Origin of the sequence: Oceaniferula spumae (assembly GCF_042849255.1) — a bacterium.
GTDB classification, from domain to species: Bacteria; Verrucomicrobiota; Verrucomicrobiia; order Verrucomicrobiales; family Akkermansiaceae; genus Oceaniferula; species Oceaniferula spumae.
Genome location: NZ_AP026866.1, coordinates 3,866,668 through 3,888,592 on the forward strand (window position 1 = coordinate 3,866,668; position 21,925 = coordinate 3,888,592).

General features: G+C 53.3%; 12 protein-coding genes and 2 tRNA genes. 6 read left to right on the top strand and 8 right to left on the bottom strand.

The genetic code is table 11. The features are described from left to right. Positions 1 to 28 precede the first annotated feature (28 nt). The 5 genes from ACSPJT_RS16440 to plsY all read right to left on the bottom strand — a co-directional run bounded on the left by ACSPJT_RS16440 (position 29) and on the right by plsY (position 10,747). Positions 29 to 6,622: an immunoglobulin domain-containing protein gene (locus tag ACSPJT_RS16440; protein ID WP_435893650.1), complete on the bottom strand. Its 6,594-nt coding sequence runs from the start codon at positions 6,620 to 6,622 to the stop codon at positions 29 to 31. Positions 6,623 to 6,759: 137 nt separating this feature from the next. Next, on the bottom strand, positions 6,760 to 7,299 hold the full coding sequence (locus ACSPJT_RS16445; RefSeq protein WP_435893651.1) for an NUDIX hydrolase: 540 nt from the start codon (positions 7,297 to 7,299) through the stop codon (positions 6,760 to 6,762). A gap of 1 nt (position 7,300) precedes the next feature. Then, positions 7,301 to 9,016, bottom strand: coding sequence for a tetratricopeptide repeat protein (locus tag ACSPJT_RS16450; protein WP_435893652.1), 1,716 nt, complete (start codon positions 9,014 to 9,016; stop codon positions 7,301 to 7,303). A 40-nt stretch (positions 9,017 to 9,056) separates the two neighbouring features. Then, positions 9,057 to 10,055: an NAD(P)H-dependent glycerol-3-phosphate dehydrogenase gene (locus ACSPJT_RS16455; protein ID WP_435893653.1), complete on the bottom strand. Its 999-nt coding sequence runs from the start codon at positions 10,053 to 10,055 to the stop codon at positions 9,057 to 9,059. Further along, on the bottom strand, positions 10,052 to 10,747 hold the full coding sequence (gene plsY, locus ACSPJT_RS16460; protein ID WP_435893654.1) for a glycerol-3-phosphate 1-O-acyltransferase PlsY: 696 nt from the start codon (positions 10,745 to 10,747) through the stop codon (positions 10,052 to 10,054). The genes ACSPJT_RS16455 and plsY overlap by 4 nt, the downstream gene beginning before the upstream one ends. Positions 10,748 to 10,897: 150 nt before the next feature. Here plsY and ACSPJT_RS16465 point away from each other — a divergent pair, with 150 nt between their 5' ends. Then, entirely contained in the window at positions 10,898 to 12,229 is a 1,332-nt protein-coding gene (locus ACSPJT_RS16465; RefSeq protein WP_435893655.1) for a DUF1552 domain-containing protein, read from the top strand. A gap of 3 nt (positions 12,230 to 12,232) precedes the next feature. Then, positions 12,233 to 14,797 (top strand): DUF1588 domain-containing protein, encoded by a 2,565-nt coding sequence (locus ACSPJT_RS16470; RefSeq protein ID WP_435893656.1) that lies wholly within the window; start codon positions 12,233 to 12,235, stop codon positions 14,795 to 14,797. Positions 14,798 to 14,840: 43 nt separating this feature from the next. Here ACSPJT_RS16470 and ACSPJT_RS16475 read toward each other — a convergent pair. Then, a tRNA-Ser gene (locus ACSPJT_RS16475) sits at positions 14,841 to 14,928 on the bottom strand. A 153-nt stretch (positions 14,929 to 15,081) separates the two neighbouring features. Here ACSPJT_RS16475 and fabD point away from each other — a divergent pair. After that, positions 15,082 to 16,008 (top strand): ACP S-malonyltransferase, encoded by a 927-nt coding sequence (gene fabD, locus ACSPJT_RS16480; RefSeq protein WP_435893657.1) that lies wholly within the window; start codon positions 15,082 to 15,084, stop codon positions 16,006 to 16,008. A gap of 74 nt (positions 16,009 to 16,082) precedes the next feature. Continuing rightward, positions 16,083 to 16,159: transfer RNA gene (locus ACSPJT_RS16485), tRNA-Asp, on the top strand. 204 nt (positions 16,160 to 16,363) lie between these two features. Here the strand turns inward: ACSPJT_RS16485 and ACSPJT_RS16490 are convergent. Further along, on the bottom strand, positions 16,364 to 16,714 hold the full coding sequence (locus ACSPJT_RS16490) for a DUF2288 family protein (RefSeq protein WP_435893658.1): 351 nt from the start codon (positions 16,712 to 16,714) through the stop codon (positions 16,364 to 16,366). Positions 16,715 to 16,852: 138 nt separating this feature from the next. Here ACSPJT_RS16490 and ACSPJT_RS16495 point away from each other — a divergent pair, with 138 nt between their 5' ends. Continuing rightward, positions 16,853 to 18,844, top strand: a complete 1,992-nt coding sequence (locus tag ACSPJT_RS16495) for a glycosyltransferase (RefSeq protein ID WP_435893659.1) — start codon at positions 16,853 to 16,855, stop codon at positions 18,842 to 18,844. A gap of 35 nt (positions 18,845 to 18,879) precedes the next feature. Here ACSPJT_RS16495 and ACSPJT_RS16500 read toward each other — a convergent pair whose 3' ends face one another. Then, entirely contained in the window at positions 18,880 to 20,574 is a 1,695-nt protein-coding gene (locus ACSPJT_RS16500) for a DEAD/DEAH box helicase (RefSeq protein WP_435893660.1), read from the bottom strand. A 309-nt stretch (positions 20,575 to 20,883) separates the two neighbouring features. Here ACSPJT_RS16500 and gap point away from each other — a divergent pair, with 309 nt between their 5' ends. Beyond that, complete coding sequence (gene gap / locus ACSPJT_RS16505) at positions 20,884 to 21,888, top strand: type I glyceraldehyde-3-phosphate dehydrogenase (RefSeq protein WP_435893661.1); 1,005 nt, start codon at positions 20,884 to 20,886, stop codon at positions 21,886 to 21,888. Positions 21,889 to 21,925 lie beyond the last annotated feature (37 nt).

Sequence of the window (21,925 nt, forward strand, 5' to 3'; positions counted from 1 at the left end):
ACTTCAACGGTGAAAATCCTGAGACGGCTTATTCGGAGATATTCAATCTCCAGAAGAGTTTAGGCGTATCGTCGATGGCTGGAGTGAGATAGTAGGCCTGTGTTTGGTACAAGCCATCAATGGTAGGTGCGCCATACGCGTGCACGTTGGAGGTGTCAAAACCGCTGAGGTCATTTCCAGATTCAAGTTCAACATTGAGGCCTTTGTCATCAACGGGAGTGCGGATATACACGATTTTATAGTATTTGCCTGGAGATAAACCGGCACCAGAAACTGATGCGTTGATATGGGCTCCGCTGGCATCCTGCCAACTAGGATTCCAATTGAATGGTGCGTTTCTGATCACGGGGTTTAATCCGTAAAAATACTCAACGCCATTGGAGGTGCCGTCGCCATCGGCGTCATCGGTAAACCCGGCTTCGGCTGCGGGGATATTTTCATCCACGGCCCATTGCTGGAATGGGGTGAGAGTGGGGGATCCTTTCAGAAGCATGAGTCTACTGACGGAGACTCCATTGTAGCTGGTGAATGCTCCACCTACCCAAATGGCACCTGAGTCTGCAGGGGCGATGGAGTAAACAGCATCGTTGGGGCCAGAGCCAACGCCGAAGGATGTATCAGGAGTTCCATCCGTATTGAGTAGGGCAAGACCATTGTGGGATTGACCTCCAATGCTGGTGAAAGTGCCCCCGACGAGGTATTTGCCTGACGTAGCTTCCGCCAACGCAATGTTAGATCCATTTATCTGTGTCGTGTTTTCGAACGCTGTATCATTGACTGCTGTTGGGCTGTAGCGACGGATACCGTTTCCGAAGGAGTTTGCTACGAGCAGATCTCCGGTAGAAGTGGTGAGGGCTGATTTTACGTAGTAAAAACCTGGGTTATATAGGACGGTATTGTCGAGTGATCCGTCGGTATTGAGCAGCGCAATATTGTCAGCTTGGGCCTCTGATCCATAGTCCGTAAAATAGCCAACGATTAGGATTTTACCATCGGCTTTTGGTATCACGGAATTGACGAAATTAGTGGCCGATGAAGCGAACGATGCGTCGTGATCTCCAGTGCTTGTCAAGCGAGTGACGTAGGCGCTGTTAGGATTACCCGACCAATCCGCAAACTGACCGGCAATGAGGATTGTTCCAGAGGCCTCTTGGACGATATCTAGCACAGCTCCAAATCCTGTGACTGCGCTTGTATCGAAGCTAGTGTCTAAGGAATAGTCAGCATTGAGTCGTGCCACCCTGTTTCTTGAGACACCGTTGATCGTGGTGAAACTTCCGGCGACCAGGATCTTACCATCTGCTTGCAGTTTGAGTTTATTGACGGTGCCATTGGTTGCGAGGTTGGGTAAATCTTCCAGACTGCCGTCTTCATTGACCACGGCAATGTTTCCGCTCGTTGTGATTGAGCCATCGCTGATCGAGGAAAAATTGCCTCCGACGAGCGCTCGGTTTCCAGCAAGTGGCAGGATGGTGTTAACGCTCCCGTTAATAGTCAGTGGCGTGAAATTCGGAGAGAGCGCAGCTGGATTTGGCGCGATGTTGAGGGTTATCTCAGCACTTGTAACTGAGCCTAGCGTGTTGGAAATTGTGACCGTGTAATTTCCTGCGTCAGCTGTAGTAGGATTCGGAATTTCCAGGCTAGCGGTGGTAGCTCCTGAAACGTCGGAGCCGTTTTTCTGCCATTGGTAACTCAAACTGCCAGCTCCGATCGCCTCGACCGAAAGGGTGGTCGGTTGCCCTTCGAGTATATCGGCGCTTGGAGAGAGTGAAATGATTTCGGGGCTGCCGAGTACGTTGAGAGCCGCGACGTCAGAGGTCTCAGTGCCGGAATTGTTAATGATCACACAGGTATAATCACCTTCGTTCGCCTCAACGATATTGGAGATGACAAGCGTATCTGCACTTGAACCTGAGATATCACCTGCATCACTGAGTGGAGTTCCGTTCTTATACCATTGGTACGTGATGGCAGAAGAACCCAGCGCAACGCAAGTAAATGTAGCAGTGGTGCCAGGATCTTGTATGAGTGACTGAGGCTGCCCGGTGATCGCGAGGTGGATGGGTTGGTTTTCCAATAGAACTACTCCCGGGTAGACTGTGCCATCGTAGCTGGTGAAATTGCCCGCTGCCCATAGCCGACCATCAGAACGTAATGCCAGAGATCTAACATTATTGTTAAATTTGGTGCCGGCGTTGTAGATGGGGTCGGTCTGCTGGTTTGTGAGATAGCGAGACACACGAGGTTGGTTGAAATTACGTGCCCCGATGACTTTGCCATCAATTTGAATAGCTGCGGAGAACCAGTCTGATGCTGTGTCATAGGTGGCAAGGATGCTGCCGTTGACACCAACCTGCGCCAAAAAGTTGTCGCCTGCCAATAAGAATGAACCATCGGAGAATAACGAGAAGTGATCAATCCGTCTTCCAGAGTTAGGATAGTTGAATGATGTGTCTACAGTACTATCTGCGTTATACAACCGGGCTTTAGCATAGCTGCTGTTAGTTGTCTCATAGCTGATAAGCAGTTTTCCGTTAGGAAGGACGCGAAGAGCATGAGTTTTCAGTAGGTAATTAAAGCTGCCAGTATTCTGATACCGTGTTGCCGTAGGTGTGCCGTCAGGTGCGAGCCGTACAACCCTTGAGTTCTGATTATTAGAGGCTGCGACTCCACTGCCGCTCCACGCAGTAAATGCTCCACCAACGACGATGTCACCGTTTGGAAATACATCTACGGCTAAAGCTTCATCGTTCCCGCCGGTGCCGCGATTCGTTGAGAAGGAGGTGTCTTCGGTGCCATCTGCTGCCAATTTGACAATGTTTCCAGTAAATTTACCGACTACATAGAGGTCTCCGTTCTCAGCTACGGCTATGTCTTTTACAGTATTGCCTAACGCAGGAGGAGTGAAGCTGGTGTCCACGCTACCGTCCTCGTTAATTTTGGCGATGTAGTCGAGGGCCGTGTTACCTCCGAAATCTTGAAAATCGCCACCAATGTAGGCGCCACCGTCGGGTGCTGGCACGACGAGGAAAACGCTGCCCGACGCGTAGCTTGCTGCTGGGCTGGTATATAGTGGCGATACCTGAGTCGGATCTGGAACTATCTCCAGGTCAACATTGTCAGAGGTGATCGACTCATGCGGTGTTGAGACGACTACATGATAGGTGCCTTCGTCAGCTGGAGTGACCGGATTGATGGTCAGGCTGCTGGCAGTAGCACCAGAGATTACGTTACCATTGAAATACCATTGGTATGTTAGAGCAAAACTACTGGAAGCAGTGACCGCAAAGGTAGTGCTCCCATTTTCTAGCACACTGGAGGCAATTGGCTGGGATGAAATAGCAGGCACAGATTCATCATCGCGGAGTGTGACTGTGATGGAGTTGTTCAGGAGTGATGTCCCTATCGGATTGCTCAAGTTGACAATGAAGTCTTCAGGTCCCTCGGCATCTGAGTCGTCGAGCAGGGTGATGGTTACTGTCTTGTTCGCAGTATCCCCAGCGCCCCACGAAACGGTGGTGTTCAAGGCTGTGTAGTCGGCTCCCTCTGTTGCGGTTCCGGCTTGGGTGGCAAGATCGACAGAAATCGCGGAGCTGGGATCCCCCAAGCGTTTTAAAGTGAGAGTGATTGATCCGTCATTTTCGAATATAGGAGCAGCGGCTAACAGCTCCACTGATGGGTCATTCATCAGTAGCTTGACAGCGTAAGGATAGCTGGCCGTGTTGAAGGTTTGCATCGAACCGGCTGCAAGTAACGAGCCGTCGTCTAGGGTGTTCAAGTAAGTGATGGCGGAGTTCGCGCCCTCACCGCCGGGGAAGCTGCTGTCGACGTTACCGTTGTCATCGAAACGCACGATGTGTCCAACCGGTGTGCCGTCAAATTCAGTGAATGCACCGGAGGCGATCAGCTTTCCTTTGACCACAGCAATGGAGTTAATGCTACCGTTGGCGCTGCCCGTATTGAATGATGCATCCAACGAACCATCGGCTTTCATCAGTCCTATTTCTGCACCAGTGGCATAGAAGATAGAGCCGTCCGGGCGGAGGGCGATATCTGCAGGGAAGTTGGTTAGAGGTGCGTTTTTAATAGCCCCTGTGAATGTGGAATCCACATCCCCATCGGCCTCCAGGCGCGCGAATCCGTAGGTTGAAACAGAGGAGCCGGTTCCCCGGAGATAGCCGATGATAAGTCGGCCATCCGGCAGAACCTCTAATGCTCTGACATGGGAGAATGTGTTCTGGAACGAAGCGTTCGCAAATTTGAAAGTAGCATCGATGCTGCCTGTGTCTGTTAGGCGTGCAAGTCCACGGCCGCTGGAAGGTGATTGTAACACAAGATAAAGTCCCTGCGGTGTGGCGAAAATCGTGTCGCCGGGAATCGAGTGGGTGGCAGCAAAGTCTGGAGCAAAAGAAGTATCCACGGAGCCATCGCTATTGAGTCTGGCTAATCCAGCCCGGGCGACGCCTCCGACCGTATCAAAACTACCTCGCACATAGATTTTTCCATCAGGTGCCACTGAGAGGGAAAAGATATGGCCATGGTTTCCACCCAGAGTGATCGACGGGGTGGTGAAACTTGTATCCTCGGTTCCGTCTGCGAAGTATTTTTTAATCACACGTGGTTGGTTGAAGGGCGCCTGGAAAAAATACAGCGTGCCATCTGGTAGCGATGTAAAGCCACTGGCGGAGGTGACTCCGCTCAATGCCGTCCAATCTGGCGACGGTGTGCCGTCTGGAGATTCCACGGTAACTGTCGCAGCTGAAGAAGTCACACTTCCAGCTGATGAGGTGACAACGACATCATATGAATTTCCAGAATCAGCCATGCTGAGGGCGGGCGTGGTGTATGTCGGAGCATTTGCACCTGGGATGTCAGCGCCATTCAATCGCCACTGGAAAATGACTGGAGCATTGGTCTGAACAGATACCGAAAAAGTAGCCGTTTGGACGGCATTAGTCGTCTGGGACACTGGCTGGGCGACGATACTCGGTGCGCTATCAACATCCAGAATGGTGACACTGCCAGAGGACGGACTGCCGAGGCTGGCGCCGCTGACGGAGGAAAGTGTCACGGTGAACGTCTCGTCTCCTTCAATCGTGGAGTCCGTGAGGATTGGCACACTCACAAATTTGATGCCTGATTCACCGTCAGCCCAGTTGACGGTCGTGGTGACAGCCGTGTAGTCGGCGCCGCTGCTGGCACTGCCGTTAGAAGTGGACAATGAAACAGATGCCGCTCCGGTGGAACCCCCGCTGCGAACGACGGGGATGTTGTAGACGCCATTGTTCTCGAGCACGCTAGCGGAACCGAGTGCAAGGGAGATGGTTCCTGTGGAGCCAGGGGTGTAGTCGCCCTCGAAGGCGACGATCTTGTGGGTTTCCACAGCTCCGACAGCATGAGTGCCAGATCCGGCGTAGATTTTTCCATCTGCTGCGATGTCCCAGGTGCCGAAATATCCATCATGGCCCCCTGAACTAGTAGTCACGGGAGCGAAGGTGGGGTCGATGCTACCGTTGCTGTTGACTCGAATGAGTTTGTCTTGATTGGCGATACCGGCAACAGCCAGCAGATATTGGCCCGATGGGGAGCGGCGCAATGGACGAGCTGTGAAATAAGCAGGACCTCCGGAAAAATTGAAAGATGGATCGACGGAGCCATCGGTATTGAAGCGCTTGAAGAAACGGGCGCCGTTGTCGAAGCCGATGGCGGTAATCTTGCCATCTGGTTCGATCACAAAGTCACCAATGTCAGTGAGAGTCGGAGCAAAGGAGGGGTCTAATGAACCGTCTGGAAACAGGCGGGCGAAGACAGAAACATAAGTCGTGGGGTAATTTGCGTCCCAGCCGATGTAGCCGGCGACGTAGATCTTACCACTGGCATCGGTAACAGCACGGCGGAAAAAGCCGTTGATGTTGACGCCGGTAGCAGGCACTCCCAACGCATGGGGATCGATCTGAAAAGTGGTGTCGAGCGAACCGTCGGCATTGAGTCGAGCGAGTCCATATCGGGTCGTATAGGGATCTGCCTCAGAGTTACGGAATCCTCCGAAACCTCCCGCACAGAGAATCCGGTCACTGCTGTCCACGGTGACATCTTCAATGAAATTAAATCCACCACTGGCCCGTGTGCCATTGGTTTGAAAAGAGGTGTCGATAGTTCCATCGGCATTGAAACGGAGGATGGAGCTTGATTTGAATTCCAGGGAAGGGGCGGCTTTGGTTCCTATGCGGAACCCTTGCATCACACCCGCTGCGATGATTTTGCCATCGGATTGGAGACCAAGCGAGTGGACTTCGGACCAGCCAGGGGGATCGTAATAAATACCGGCATCTGAACCTGTGGATTCATTGTCGGCGCCGAATGTGGTGTCGATCGTGCCATCGACATTGAAACGGGTCAGTGAAGTTTGTTTGGTGGTTCCACCGTCATTAATCTCCATCTCGTTCGAGCCAACGAGAATTTTTCCATTAGGCTGAACCAACACCGAAGCTACACCGCCTGTGGTATTTTCATTATAGAGTAACCCAGCGTTTGCCGTGAAAGTAGGGTCAGGAGTATCCGGCGCTGCGGATAGTGAAAAATGCGTGAGGAATCCGAGAAAGAGGGGGCTGAGACGCTTCATGTATGGCTTGACGTTGTTGACGGCAAGCGAGTTAGGAGAATACAGTTAGAAGTTCAACTTTAAATTAAAAGGTTGTTTAAATCGAATGGTCTAATCGGTCCTTTAAATCAAGGATGAGTGAACTAATTTGCGGACAATTATGAGGGTGGCAGTAAACCCTGTGTTTGAGCCAGCCAGAGTGAGGCATGAATTTTGTTATCCAGCAGCCGGCCATCTACCTGTTGCTGTATCAACCAGTCAGATAGTTGGTCGAGTGGGACATGGTGCACAGTGATGTCCTCAGATTCAGTGCCGCCGCCCTCGGTTTCTCTGGTCAGTTCGGTAGCGGCAAAAAGATGGGTAATCTCCGGTGTCATACCTGGTGAGGTAGGGCCGCTGAGGAGAGGGGTGACGACTCCGGCTCGGTAGCCAGTTTCTTCTAACAGTTCCCGCGCGGCGCAGTCGGCAAGTGACTCACCTTTGAACTCCTCCTCGTCACCCACTAAGCCAGCAGGGATTTCGATGACGCGCGACTGCACTGGAAATCGGTATTGTTCGATTAGCACTAGTTGGCCGTCGTCCGTGATCGGTAGGATGCCGACTACTCCGGTGGCGTTAGGTCGGTCTGCGAACTCCCAGTCGTCACGGGAGTAAAGTCCGAGGTATTTGCCTTCCGCGAGTGTTTCGATGGTGCTCATGCTATTTGATCGGATGGTCGGCGATGTATTGTTTAGCCTCGGCGAGTGCGTCGAGGCCTGTGTCAGCCGCGGCAAAGGCGGTGATGCATTTGTGGTAGTAGTGGGCGGCTTGTCGGGTGTCGCCCTCACTGGCGAAACTGCGGGCAAGACCAAGGTAGGCGTGTCCGCACTGGCGGCGGAATCTGAGGGATTCTTGGAAATACTCGCGCGCTATCTTGGGATTTCCTGTCTGCAGGGCTAGCCAGCCTAGTGACTCACTCACGGGAGTGATCAGCAGTGGTGGCTCGGCGTGGCCGCTGCGATAGAACTCCCGGATTGCCATCTTCGCCCATGTCTCGCTGAACTTGCCTGGTTCCTTACCAACGTTATCCAGCCATGCTCTTGATTCGCTGAGGAGGATTTTGCACGCCGTATACGCCAGTGACCAAGACTGGCTTTCTGGTGAGGGGGGCGGGTTGGATGATTCCAGTGCTTTAAAATGCCGACTGAGCGCGAGCTTTTCGCGCCGTAGGATTTCTGCGCTGTTAGGTTCGTTTGGTAGGGCTAACGAATGGCGAAGATGGCAGTATGAGCGTAGGAAAAGCACGTAGTGCCTGGCTCCGGAACCGGCCGGCAAGGAGTCCGGAATGAGTGATGCTGCCGCGGCATCATAATGGCCTGCGCGCATGTGGACTAAGGCGGTGGCAGTGCTGGCGACGTAGTGCAGTCGATGGGCTCCTTGTGATTTTTCACGCTGCTTGGGCACCGAGGTTTTCGCGAGGATGGCTGCTGCGTTGAGGGCCTCTTTGTATCTCCCTTGATCGGCTGCTGCGTAAACGAGGTAGTGAAGATTGTGGATGTAATTATTGTTATCGACGGCTGGGATCTCCTCCTTGGTTAAATAGGCACTCTCAACCTGATGGCAGGCGCGGAACGCGGCGCAGGCTTTTTCGTATTCTCCCGCCAAGTAGTAGATGTGACCGGGCATGTGCACCAGATGTCCTGCACCAGGGGCTGTTTGTGGCAAGGCGATGGCAGCGGATCTGGCTTGTTCAAAATCAGGTCCCTGTTCTAACACATGGATGAGATAATGGTTCAATCCTGTGTGTTTGGGGTGTTTTTTAAGACCAGCTTGAAGCAATGTGATCGCTTCTTGAGTCCCTCTGTTAGGTTTGCCGGCGCCGTTATAGCCATCGCGTAACCAGAGACAGCGAAATGCCAAGGCATCTAAATCGTCAGGAAATTGTTGGGTGATTTTCTCTAGAGCAGGAACTGCAGAGCTAGAACCTGAGCGAATGAGCTTCGCTACCATATCGATGTAGAGTTTTTCTTGATCGCTGGCTTTGACTGCGAGTTTTTGGGCTGACACGAGCGCGGCTTTTCTTTCCTCACTGGCCTCGATGTTTTTCCCTGGAAGCGACATGCAGATACCCCAGTAGGCCATTGCGCAGTCGGGGTCTTCCTTGGCGGCTTGGAGGAAGCAGCGGTAGGCCTCGAACTCCCAGAAGGCGTGCAGCAAGTTTAGTCCCTGATCAAACCACTGCTGTGCCCTCTCCGAACTGGTGGTGATTTTCAGATGGCTGTTGCCGATGTTATCGCGCCGTTGTGGGACGGGGAGCTTTGTTAAATACGGTGCGTAAACGCGGCCGAGTTCACAGCATCTGCACGTGCCCTTTTCCTGCGCGGCCACGGGTGTCAGAACCAGAGCAAGACAGGGTAACAAAGTACGAAACGTCATAACATTATCTGGATTCTTGATGCTGGACTTTGAAATCTAACTAGTCCGTCTCCGGCCGTGTGTCTCGGGTAAGCAATTCCTCCAGTGCATCCGATGCTGGCTTGTTCTCGTATAGGATCTGATAGACGGCATCGATCAGCGGTGTGCGGATATCCGCTTTGATTCCAGCCTCGTGGATCGATTTGGTGTTGGGAACGCCTTCCGCGACCATGCCGAGATTGGCAATGATGTCTTCGAGTTTACCTCCCTTTCCGAGGGCTTTACCCACACGGTTGTTGCGCGAATGTGGCGAGTAGCAGGTGGCCATCAGATCGCCCACGCCAGAGAGTCCGATGAAGGTTTCGGTTTTTCCTCCGAGCTTGTTGCCGAGACGCATCATTTCCGCCAGTCCACGGGTGACCAGTGCGGCGATGGCATTATCACCGAGCCCAAGTCCATCGGCGATGCCGGCGGCGATGCCAAAGACGTTTTTCATCGCGGCACCGAGTTCGATGCCTGCGACGTCATTGCTGGTGTAACAGCGGAAAGAATTGGTGGTGAAAATTTCCTGCAGTTGTTCAGCCAAAGCGTGGTCATCAGCACCGATCACTGCGCAGGTGGCGAGGCTTTTGCAGACCTCCTCGGCATGGTTCGGGCCGGACAGAACAGCCAATGGGTTGTTAGGTAGGTGAGCATGGATTAGCTGGCTCATGCGCTCGCCGGTATTTGCGGCGATGCCCTTGGCGCAGGAAATGAGGATGGTTTCTTTGGACAAATTGATGTCAGCGAGCTGTTTGGCGGTCGCTTCGGTGGCCGATGTAGGAACCACGAACAAGATCAGCGGATATTCCGCCGCCTTGGTGATGTCCGTGCTGGCGATGATGTTTTTTGCCAGTGGGAGATCCGGGAGGTAGTGGTGGTTCGTATGGTGGTGGTTGATTTCCTCCGCCGTCTTGGCATTGCGGCCGATCATGCAGACCTCATCGAGCGACTGGGCAAGCAGCGTGGCCAGGGCAGTGCCCCACGATCCGGTTCCGAGAATTGCAGCGCGTTTGATCATTTCTTTTTCTTCTTGGAGAATTTGTTTTCGGTGCCGTTTTTCAATGCGACGATGTTAGAGCGGTGTCGCCACACAGCGAGTAGGGCGACGATGATGGAAAAGACAAATAGCGGTTTGTTCCAAGTGCCGTTCGCGAGCTTTCCGTGAAATGCGGAGCCGCAAATGGTAACAATCGGCAGACTGAGCGCCGCGCCGATGCTTGCGATGGACACGTATTTGGTGGTGAAGAATAACACAGCCCAAACGATCAGCAAAATGACCACGCCTGCGGGCATCAGGGCGATGAGCACTCCGCCTGAGGTAGCGATGCCTTTGCCTCCTTTGAAACCAATCCACGGTGAATAATTGTGTCCGAGAATGGCGGCCAGTCCGGTGACGATTTGTAAAATCTGGGCGGTCAACTGAGGTAGCTCAACGGCGTATTTCGAGAGGGCCTCAATCGCCATGGGGCTCGAGTGTCCATCATATTTGAACAAGCTGATGCCCAATAATGTAGGAATGAGTCCTTTGAGTAAATCGAGAATCAGGCAGGTGATGCCGTATTTCTTGCCCATTACACGCAGCACATTGGTCGCGCCGATATTGCCGGAGCCATGCTCGCGGATGTTGACTCCTTTCGCCTTGGCGATGAGAAGACCGAAAGGAATAGAGCCTGCGAGGAAGGCGAAGACGGGTGGTATCCAAAGAGGCATGATCGTGTAGGTAGGCGAGTGACGCTGCGAGTAGGGGGAGTGTAGTTTGAGAATCTAAAATTCCAATGGCAATATTAGAAGAGCACGATAGATTGTCACCAATCGCCTAATTTACTGAAAGGCGCGTATTTTTAAACTGGTATCGTTAAAATGTTCACACGTAGAGAATCTCTCAAAGCCATGGTTTCCGGACTTGGGTCGGCTGCCTTTGGCGCATCCTTCCTGCCCCAGCTGGTTCAGGCGGCTGCTTCCTCGGCCGGTCACGCCGGAGGGCCCAAGCGTGTGATCTTTTTCATGCAGAATCAGGGGTTCGATCCCAAGACCTGTATTCCCACCAATATGGTCAACAGCGGCTCGCTAGCCTCAGCGGTGCTGCCTGATCCCATCAAGGCGTTGAATCCCTTTAAGGAGAAACTGCACATTATTAACGGCCTGCATGGACGCCACACCAGCCCAGCCCACAGTGCCTTCTTCGGAGCTTTGGGCGGGTATCGAGGCAGTGATGGCGTACCGCCGAGCGCTTCGACCATTGATTACGAACTCAGCAAGGTGCTGCCGCAAACTCTGATGCCGCATCTTTGCATCGGCATGGATTCGCTCGAAAATATGGTGGCGAAACCAACCGTGGCGAATCTCTCAGCACGCGGAGCCGGGAAACCAATTTTCATGCACTCCAATCCGAATCACCTCTACCAGCTGCTCTACGGCGGTATTTCGAGTGGGGAAATTCGGAACCAGCACGAGGCCAGCAGTGCCATGCTCGAGCAGATTGAGTCGCTCTCGAAATCTAAGGGCGGCACCCTCCCTAATGCGGAAAAAGCACGCTACCAAGAGTTTACCCAGGGGTTCAGCGACATGAACAGCCTGCGCGCCAAGCTCGCCGATGCCTCAGAGCACCTCAGCCAGTTTGCACCCAAGGTGGATGATCGCTACACCAACCCGGAATTTGAAACCGATTGGCACGACACGTTGCTCGACCTCGGAATTTCCGCGTTAAAATCCGGTACCACCAATGTCCTGACCATCGGGTCCGGCCGTGGAGAGATCTTCGGCTCGTGGAAAGGGCTGGGCGTGACCAAGCAAGGCCATAACCTTGGCCACATGCCACAAGCGGGCAACCCGATCTGGGACAAAATCCGCCAGTATAACATGAGCATGCTGGTGAAAATCATGGAGGAACTCGAGAGCGTTCCCGAAGGCAGCGGCACCATGATGGATAATACCCTCATCGTTTACACCAGCAACAATGCCGACAAACAACACACCAAGGGCGCAACCTGGCCGGTGATGTTACTTGGTAATTGTGGTGGCGCATTTCAATCGGGCCGCTTCACCCAGCTCGACGGAAAACGCCCGATCAACGCCCTCTACACCTCCATCTTGAAAACAACCGGCGTGAATCAGGAGCGCTTCAATATGTCCGAGCAGATGGCGGCGAGATACGATTCCGGCACCGGTCCTTTGAGCGAAATCCTTTCGTAAGTCATGAGTATTCACGACGGTTTTTTAAACCAAGCACGTAGTCTCGCACTGCCTCTCATCATCACGAGTCTTGTCGGGGCGACAACACTTCATGCCGAAAAGGTTCACCAGCCAGGGCAACCGGTGGATGGTGACTTTAAAACCTTTGCCTCCGACTTTATCCAGTATCACTGCTTTGATTGCCACGGTGATGGTATGGAAAAAGGCGGCCTGAGTTTGGAAAATCTGGGGCCGGTCGATGAGACCAATGCCGCACTCTGGAAAGCGATATGGGCGCAAGTTTCCATCCATGAAATGCCGCCCAAAAAAGAGGAACAGCCGACGGCGATGGAACGCATTCAGTTCACCGATTGGATCATCCATGAGCTGGAAACGGTGATGAAGGACAAAGGCGGTTTCCACGCTCACAAGGAGCCGAAGAAGGGAAACTTTGTTAACCACGATCTCCTCTTCGGTGATCTCCCTGAAGGGCTGAAGCTCGTCCCCACGTCATCTCCCAAACGCATCTGGAGAATCACCCCAGACGAACATATCACCCGACTGAACGAGCTGATCAACACCGAGCCAGCCTTCGATCCGAAGAACCGAGGTCTCAGGACTCACGGTGACGCCGTGCCAGTGAACCACGGCGGTGAGCTGAAGCTTTATTTCGGTATCGACCGGATCAACAGCTGGGCTGGTGGAACTGTCGCCTATGCTACCTCCATCAAAAGCGTGCCAGTGGTGCTCTCAGCCGCGCACAAACATGGCTTTGAAAATTATGCCCACATGTCTTCGGTGAATAGTTCGGAGTCCGTGCAGATCCTGAGCAAGGCCAATGACATTCTGAAATACATGGCCTACGGGCCGGAAAGTCTGATCGTGCATCCGGAGCAAATCACAGATGATCCAGTCCAGTATGATCTGAAAGTCAAAGGCTCCGACCTCCGAGGCACCCCCATGGGAGTGACCTACAACACCAAGGTGATCCGCCCGCTGACGCCGCTTTACGAACTCCTGCGCGAACCCAAAGCGGAATATTCCGATGGGGAAATTCTCGGTGTGATCGAATATCTCTTCGAAATGCTCACCTTCCGGCCACCTTCTAACAAAGAAGCTCATGGTTATCTGGATATCGTTAAAAATTCGATCACCAAAGTCGGAAAGGAAAATGGTTTATTCATGGGACTATCAGCAATCTTTTTGGATCGTGATGCCCTGTTCTATCCCGAGCTAGCGGCTGCTGGGGAACCGGACTCGAACGGTCGCACCATGCTGCAAGACTGGGAGTTAGGACTCGCGGTGAACCGTGCGGTTAGTTACCTGAAACCAGATCCTCAACTCCGCCAAGCCATCGTCGACGGAAGGATGCGAACCAGAGAAGATGTCCGCCGTGAGATCACCCGCATGCTCGCCGATGACAGCATGAGAAAGCCACGAGTGTTGCAGTTCTTCCGCGAGTATTTCGATTACGATCTCGCTGGTTACGTCTGCAAAGACGAAGCGGCCCTACAGAAAACAGGGGTCAAAGCGAATGCCCAGGCCTTTCGCAAAAATATGCTGATGCAGACCGCCAGCACGGATCGATTGGTAGAGCTCATTCTTGAGAAGGACGAAGATGTATTACGGAATTTGCTCACCACCCAACAGATCGTGGTAGCTCCTAGGAATCAATCGTTTTACAAAACTCAAAAAGAAGGTGCCGATAAGAAAAGAAAAAGGAAAACAGCGGACCTTGAGCCCGACACACCTGCTCTTGAGGAAAGGGCAGAAATTAAGGAGCAGCTGAAAAATGATGACCTCAAGAGAGAAAAGAGACTCGAGCTCTATCGTAAATTTAATAAGAAAAAATACGGGCACGCCGATGGCTACCATTCGGAAGAAGAGGCCCTCAAGGAGAGAAAGTGGACCGAACGCGGAGCTGAGCATATCAATGCACGGGTTGGTTATCGATCATTTGAAAAAGGCTCACTCACTTCGGAGAGGTTGTTAGAGGCTGCGCCTAAGGGACAACGCCTAGGTATTCTCACTCAGCCATCATGGTTGGTCTCACATTCGGACGCCATGGATAATCACGCGATTCACCGCGGCATCTGGATTCGCACCAGGCTGTTAGGCGGGGGCATTCCTGATGTACCGATCACCGTGGATGCTCAACTCCCGGACGAGCCTAACACTCCGCTGCGCGAACGCATGCGGGTAACTCGCAAAGAGTATTGCTGGAGCTGCCACGAGAAGATGGATCCTCTCGGTCTCCCATTTGAAATGTACAACCACGCCGGACTTTTCCGCAAAACGGAATTGGGAGAACCTGTGGATACCTCCGGTGAAATCATCGCATCCGGTGACCCGGCACTCGATGGGCCAGTCACCGATGCCCACGATCTGATTTCCAAGCTCGTTAGCAGCGAGCGCGTCGAGCAGGTCTTCGTGCGTCACGCCTTCCGCTTCTGGATGGGGCGCAATGAGACCTTACATGACGGGCCGGTTCTTAAGGCCGCGCACAAGGCTTACCGAGATAGTGGTGGCAGTATGAAGGCGCTGATTACCTCCTTGGTGACATCCGATGCGTTTTTATATCGGAAATAAGAGCGACGGGCTCTTTGAGAAAGGGGAGTCCCCTTGAGAAAAATGGCAGAGGGGGTGGGATTCGAACCCACGGTGACTTGCGCCACGCCGGTTTTCAAGACCGGTGCATTCGACCACTCTGCCACCCCTCCGTGTTGCAATCTGATTGCGGTCGCGGGGAACTTTCCTGATTCGCCGGGATTTTGCAAGCAGAGATTACTTCGTTTTTTCATCTTTGCTTCGGATAGATGCGTTGTCATGCGGGCTTGCCTGTGTTGGGGCAATGACATAGGACAGTGGGCGCTATGAGTAATGTTGTTATTTTATTTTCCGGACAGGGCGCGCAAAAGGTAGGTATGGGCCAGGATTTGGTGGATGCATACCCTGCTGCCAAAGAGCTTTTTGCCAAGGCCGATGAGGCACTGGGGTATTCTCTCAGTGAGATTATGTTCAATGGGCCAGACGAGCAGTTGACACGCACCGGCTACTGCCAGCCTGCACTCTACCTGCATGGTTTGGCTTGTTTGGAAGTTCTTAAGGAAAAGCTGCCATCACTGAATCCCGTGGCCGCCGCCGGACTTTCCCTCGGGGAATTCACCGCACACGCTGCCGCTGGAACATTCGATTTCGCCACTGGCCTCAATTTGGTGGCACAGCGTGGTTCCTTCATGGAAGAGGCCTGTGAGGCCACCGATGGTGCCATGGCCGCCATGATCGGAGGTGATGAAGCTGCGGTGGAAAAACTGGCCGCGGACTGCGATGTCGACGTTGCCAATTTCAATGCCATTGGCCAGATCGTGCTATCAGGCAGCGAGGCCGGCATCGATAAAGCCGTCGCCGGAGCCAAGGATGCAGGTATCCGCATGGGTAAAAAACTCAATGTCGCCGGTGCCTACCACTCCCGCCTGATGCAAAGCGCCCAAGACAAACTCGCTGGCGTGCTGGCATCCACAGAGATGTCTGAACCATCCATCCCCGTGATCTGTAACTTCGGTGCCCGCGCCGTGGAGGGAACGGACGATATTAAATCCATGCTTGAGCAGCAAGTCACCGGATCCGTGCGCTGGACCGCATCGATGCAGAAACTCATCGCCGATGGGAACACAACTTTCATTGAGCTCGGACCAGGCAAAGTTCTGGCCGGATTAATGGGCCGAATCGATAAGGCTGTGTCAGTTATCTCAGTTGAAGATGTCGAATCTTTGGAGGCTGCGGTGGCGGCTCTGAAATAAAAATGCATTTTCCTTAAAAAAGGTATTGCCAGCGGGCGAGAATCTTCCTAGTTTCCGCCCGCCCAAGCAAGCAAGGGGTGGTAGCTCAGTTGGTTAGAGCGCCGGCCTGTCACGCCGGAGGTCGCGGGTTCGAGTCCCGTCCATCCCGCCACTTGCTCCTTGGCAAAGCCCCGCTCTTGCGGGGTTTTTTTGTGCCTGCGTGTGTGGTTGGATATTGAGTATGGGTAGGGCGTGCATGGCCTCATGCCGCCGGGCAACACCAAACACGGATCCACATGAAAAACGGACATCGAAGCCATCGTTTCTGGCCTTGGACGCGAAAAGGGAATCGCTCCGGTCCGGCTGATTCGGCGAATCAGCCCTGCCGCACTGGCTGCATCAGCACGAAAGGCGTGACCACCAGCGCGGTGAATTTCTCTGGATTCTGCTCCCACCACTGCTCATGAGGGGCGGACGGTTTGACCAGGTCACCTGACTTCAGCCAGGTTTGGATTTTTTTCTTATCGTCCTCAGTCAGCGCCTTGCCCACCTCGGTGATTTCAAGACAGGGGTCGACGTAGAGTAGAGCGCCCGATGCGTAGTGGGGTTTGAGGTATTTCCAATCGACCACTCCCATCCATTTCTCGAGTTTTTCATCGGTGCTTTGGGTGTCTTCACCGATCATACCGTATTTCATTTTGTCGGGAGAATTGTTTGCGTCGCTCATGTTGAAAAGGGATTGAGGCTCAATTGGTCAGCCGCCTTGTGTGGCTAAACTGCTACAATATCGTGATCAATGTCAATGTGGCACTCAGGTTAGTATGTAGTCATGAATCCCACTGCGGAAAGCAAACTATCGCGTTCAATGCGTATCGAAATCGTCACCGATACCTTTCGGCCCGATGTCAATGGCGTTGCCATGACTCTCGGTCATCTCGTCGATGGACTGCGTGCGTGTGGACACCTCGTCTATGTCATACACACTGGAAATAAAGGTGGCAAAGGTGAGAGTTCTGTTAGGTCAGTAGCTTTGCCTGGATATTCAGAAGTGCGCGTAGGGCTGCCTGGAAAAGGTAGGTTAAGCAAACGCTGGCACCGAAAACGTCCGGACGTAGTTTACGTAGCTACCGAGAGTCCGCTGGGAATGTCAGCTATCAAGGTGGCGCGTAAAATGGAAATACCAGTGGCTGCAGGGTTCCATACAAATTTCCACCACTACATGAAACAATACCGGCTTGGTAAGATGCAGGATACCGCTCTGCGCTACCTACGGCGCGTGCATGGGCTGGCCAGTTGCACCATCGCTCCATCACCGGATGTTCGCGATATGCTGCTGCGTGATGGATTTCAAAACGTTAAGCTGTTAGGGCGTGGGGTGGATACCCGCTTGTTCAATCCACAGAAACGCTGTGCCGAACTCCGCATGACGTGGGGGGCGAGGGCCGAGACCCCCGTTGCCATGGTGGTAGGCCGTGTAGCGCCAGAAAAAAACATGGAGCTGGCGATTGAGGCATTTGAGGAAATGCAGAAGTCGGTGCCGGACCTGCGCTGTGTCGTAGTTGGCGACGGGCCTTCGCGTGAGGTGTTAGAGCAAAATCATCGCAACGTTCATTTCGTCGGTGTTCAGCGTGGTGAGCAGCTTGCCAAACACTACGCCTCCGCAGATATTCTCCTTTTTCCCAGCGAAACAGAAACATTTGGTAATGTTTTGTTAGAGGGGATGGCCAGTGGTATGGTCACGGTGGCCTACGATTACGCGGCAGCCCGGCTTCACTCACGCCATGGAGACAATGGTCTGGTCGTGCCGAAAGGGGATGCCTTTGCTTTTATCCGTCAGGCAATCGAGGCAGTGAAGTTAGAGAAGCTGGAGCCGATGCGCACCAAAGCCCGCGCCACAGCCACAGGATTGAGCTGGAAGGATATCACCAAAACCTTCGAGGGCTACCTGATGGATATTGTCCGCGATGCCGGTCAGCCGATTGGTCGCTGCCGAGTCCGGAGGAAATTGAATGTGCGCACGTTGTTTTTATCCGATATTCACTTAGGCACGGACGAGAGCAAGGCCCGTGAAGTGGTCGATGTGTTGAAGCATACCCGTTGCGAACGAATCATCCTTAATGGTGATATCATCGATGGCTGGGCTCTCAAGCGTGGCGGTAAATGGCGTAGCATTCACACGCGCGTGGTTCGCACACTACTGAAGAAGCTGGAGAAGGAAAAAACCGAGATCATTTATTTGCGTGGAAACCACGATGATTTCATCACCAGCTTCCTGCCGATCGCACTGGGCCGCTTGCAGTGTGTCCGTGAATACATCCACGAGACTCCCAAAGGCGATCGCTATCTCGTTCTGCACGGTGATGGATTCGACAGCGTCTCCACCGGGCACAAATGGATCGCGATGGCGGGAGCCGTAGGTTATGACGCCTTGCTGAAGGTCAACCGGCTTTATAATCACTATCGCAAATGGCGCGGCAAGGACTACTACTCCGTGAGTAAAGCCATCAAAGCCCGCGTTAAATCCGCGGTAAGCTTTGTCGGTAGATATCAGGAAAAACTTGTCGAGTTAGCGGAGAAGAGGAAATGCTCAGGTATCATCTGCGGTCACATCCACACACCGGCTGATGAAGTCATCGATGGAATCCACTACCTGAACAGCGGCGACTGGGTGGAGACCCTCAGTTGCATTGTGGAAAAGCACGAAGGTGGCTTCGAGATTCTCTACTATGATGAATTTCTGGAAAGAACGCTGCCAAAAGAGCCTGAAGTCCAGTCTGTAAACCGTTCCAGCCTGGAAGCGTCACCGAGGAACAGCAACGCACGTTCCCATGTCACTGAGCAGAACGCGCGCATGTAGCGAAGCCTTTGCAGGCTTCGCCGTATGGAACGTGACTAAGACATGCGGTCCGCACCTATGCGGAAGCGCTGGTTACGAAGCTTCGAGTTACTGAGCTTGTTCACCAGTTTGTCGGCATAGTCCTTATTCACGTCCACCAGGCTGTGGCGTTCGAAGAGCTGAATGCGGCCTACGCTGTTATCGGGAATACCGCCTTCACCGTAAAACATGCCAAGAATATCAGCAGGTCTGACACTGGCGGCTTTTCCAAGGCTGAGGAAGAGTGTCGTCATGTTAGGGTCCTTGACGTAATCCTTGTCGCCTCCTTTGCGGTCGCGTTTGTTGAAGCGTTCGCCACGATCTGGGCGATCGCCTCTGTCCGGACGGTCCTTGCGGTCTTTGCGTTTTTTCTCAGGCGTGTAGTTGGGGTTGTCCTCGGCGATGGATTCACCTTCGCGTCCCAAGGACTCACGCAGTAGCTCGAACACGCTGGATGCTATGTCTGTGGCGGTGTGACCTTGATCTAACAAGCGATCGATGTAGTGACGGTAGCTGCGGTTGACTTCCTTTTCCAAGCGAGTTTGGACCATTTCAAAAAGCTGGTCAGCACGCACGCCCTCAACTTCTTCTTGGGTTGGGATCTTGGCACGTTGGATGTGCTGCTTCGTATAGCGTTCGATGCTTTGCAGGCGATAAATGTCGCGACCAAACACAAAGCTAACTGCCCGGCCTTCACGCCCGGCCCGACCTGTCCGTCCGATACGGTGCACGTAGTCTTCTGGGTCTTGTGGGATGTCGTAGTTGAAAACAGCTTCTACATCGTCGATGTCGAGTCCGCGTGCCGCGACGTCTGTAGCGATGAGCAGGTCAAATTTTCCTTCGCGGAAACGTTTGGTCGTACGCTCGCGAGCCTGTTGCCCAATGTCGCCGTGCAGTTTGTCCGCAGCGTAGCCACGTGCAGTGAGGGCTTCGGTGCATTCATCAACGCTGCGCTTGGTATTGCAGAAAATGACAGCAAGTCGAGGTGTGTCGAGGTCAAGCAGGCGGGTCAGCACCTCCACTTTCGAGCGATTTCGCACCTCGTAGTAGCACTGGCTGACAGTGGAAACGGTTTTGGTTTGCCCCTTGATGGAAACTTCCTGTGGATCGTTGCCGAATTTCTGAATCAGCTTATCCACATTCTTGTTCATGGTGGCCGAGAAGAACAGAGTCTGGTGGTCAGACTGCATCGCACCTAATAAATCTTCCATGTCCTCACGGAATCCCATGTCGAGCATACGGTCGGCTTCGTCGAGAATTGCCAGTTTGATGGTGGCGGGTTTGAGAGTTTTGCGACGCAGGTGGTCCAGAAGCCGGCCCGGTGTCCCCACAACGATATGCGCACCGCGCTTCAGCTGGGTGATCTGGCGATCGATCGGAGTGCCACCGTAAATAGGAACCGCACGCAGACCTTTCATTTTGGCTCCCAAGCGATGCACCTCCTCACAAACCTGCACGCAGAGCTCGCGGGTGGGGGAGAGAATGAGCACCTGAGTCACGTCATCATCGAGATCGATCATCTGGAGTGCTGGCAGGGTGAAAGCAGCCGTTTTACCCGATCCGGTCTCGGAAAGGCCAACGATGTCCTTGCCTTCAAGGATGTGGGGGATGGCTAGCGCCTGGATGGGCGAGGGGCTCTCATAGCCGAGGCTGTGAATGGCTTTGAGCAGCTCGTCGGAGAGGCCCAGGTCGGAAAATGTAACGTCGGTCATAGATTGATATTGGTTGTAATGTGAGCGGACCGATCAATACTAGTGCCGGATTGCTCCAAGTGGTTCTTGCCCAATTAGGGCGGTGGATGGCGAGCCTTAGTGTTGACCTGTCATATTAGCAACTTAAAAAACAGCGGTGGCTGTGGAAGTTGCTCATTTGAGCCAACATAGGGGGGATGAGGGGCGTATTCTCACGAAATTGTGACCATAAATGATCGAAGCAGGTGTTGACGTGCGGCAATCGGGAGCCATAATCCCGCTCCCCTGCGGCAAATCGTGCTGCGGACAACTCAATGGAATACAATTACCATGGCAAATTACGCAATTAATGGATTTGGACGCATCGGCCGCAACGTACTGCGCGCCCTTGTGCAGAATGGCGAACTTAAAAACATCGTCGCAATCAACGATCTCACCGACAACCACACACTGGCACACCTGCTGAAGTATGACTCTTCACAGGGTAAGTTCGGTCACGAAGTCACTTATGACGACGATGCCATCATCGTCGACGGACACAGAATTCACGCCACTGCAGAGCGCGACCCAGCAGCTCTCCCATGGGCTGAATACAAAGTGGACGTTGTTCTTGAGTCGACTGGTTTCTTCACCAAGCGTGAAGGTGCTGAGAAGCACATCACAGCCGGTGCCAAGAAAGTGCTCGTCTCAGCACCAGCCACTGACCCGGACATCACCATCTGCCTTGGCATCAACGATGACCTCTACGATGGCGACAAGCACAACATCGTTTCTAACGCATCATGCACCACCAACTGCCTTGCCCCTCTGGTCAAGGTCCTCAATGACAACTGGGGTATTGAAAAAGGCTTCATGAGCACCATTCACAGTTACACTGGTGACCAGAACATCCTCGACGCACCTCACAGTGACCTTCGTCGTGCACGTTCCGCTGCAGTAAACATCATCCCATCTTCTACCGGAGCTGCCCGCGCCATCGGCGAGGTCATCCCATCCATGAAGGGTAAACTTAACGGTGGTGCCTTCCGCGTGCCTACCGCTACCGGTTCACTCACTGACTTCACAGCCATCCTCAAGAAAGACGTCACCGTCGAGGAAGTCAACGCCGCCTTCAAGGCAGCTGCTGACGGCCCAATGAAAGGTGTGCTTGAGTATTCTGAAGATCCTCTTGTTCTCCAAGACATCGTCAGCAACCCGCACAGCTCCATCCTCGACTCAGACTGCACCATGGTGCTCGACGGCAACTTCGTCAAAGTCTGCTCTTGGTATGATAACGAGTGGGGTTACTCAAACCGCGCTGCTGAAGGCATGGTCCTTCTTGGCACCGGCCTCTAATATCAAAACGATCTAACAAAGGCGGGGGAGGGAAACT

Bases quoted from the DNA above. Each gene is read 5' to 3' on its own strand.
- ACSPJT_RS16440 (WP_435893650.1), bottom strand. From the start codon at position 6,622: ATGAAGCGTCTCAGCCCCCTCTTTCTCGGATTCCTCACGCATTTTTCA.
- ACSPJT_RS16445 (WP_435893651.1), bottom strand. From the start codon at position 7,299: ATGAGCACCATCGAAACACTCGCGGAAGGCAAATACCTCGGACTTTAC.
- ACSPJT_RS16450 (WP_435893652.1), bottom strand. From the start codon at position 9,016: ATGACGTTTCGTACTTTGTTACCCTGTCTTGCTCTGGTTCTGACACCC.
- ACSPJT_RS16455 (WP_435893653.1), bottom strand. From the start codon at position 10,055: ATGATCAAACGCGCTGCAATTCTCGGAACCGGATCGTGGGGCACTGCC.
- plsY (WP_435893654.1), bottom strand. From the start codon at position 10,747: ATGCCTCTTTGGATACCACCCGTCTTCGCCTTCCTCGCAGGCTCTATT.
- ACSPJT_RS16465 (WP_435893655.1), top strand. From the start codon at position 10,898: ATGTTCACACGTAGAGAATCTCTCAAAGCCATGGTTTCCGGACTTGGG.
- ACSPJT_RS16470 (WP_435893656.1), top strand. From the start codon at position 12,233: ATGAGTATTCACGACGGTTTTTTAAACCAAGCACGTAGTCTCGCACTG.
- fabD (WP_435893657.1), top strand. From the start codon at position 15,082: ATGAGTAATGTTGTTATTTTATTTTCCGGACAGGGCGCGCAAAAGGTA.
- ACSPJT_RS16490 (WP_435893658.1), bottom strand. From the start codon at position 16,714: ATGAGCGACGCAAACAATTCTCCCGACAAAATGAAATACGGTATGATC.
- ACSPJT_RS16495 (WP_435893659.1), top strand. From the start codon at position 16,853: ATGCGTATCGAAATCGTCACCGATACCTTTCGGCCCGATGTCAATGGC.
- ACSPJT_RS16500 (WP_435893660.1), bottom strand. From the start codon at position 20,574: ATGACCGACGTTACATTTTCCGACCTGGGCCTCTCCGACGAGCTGCTC.
- gap (WP_435893661.1), top strand. From the start codon at position 20,884: ATGGCAAATTACGCAATTAATGGATTTGGACGCATCGGCCGCAACGTA.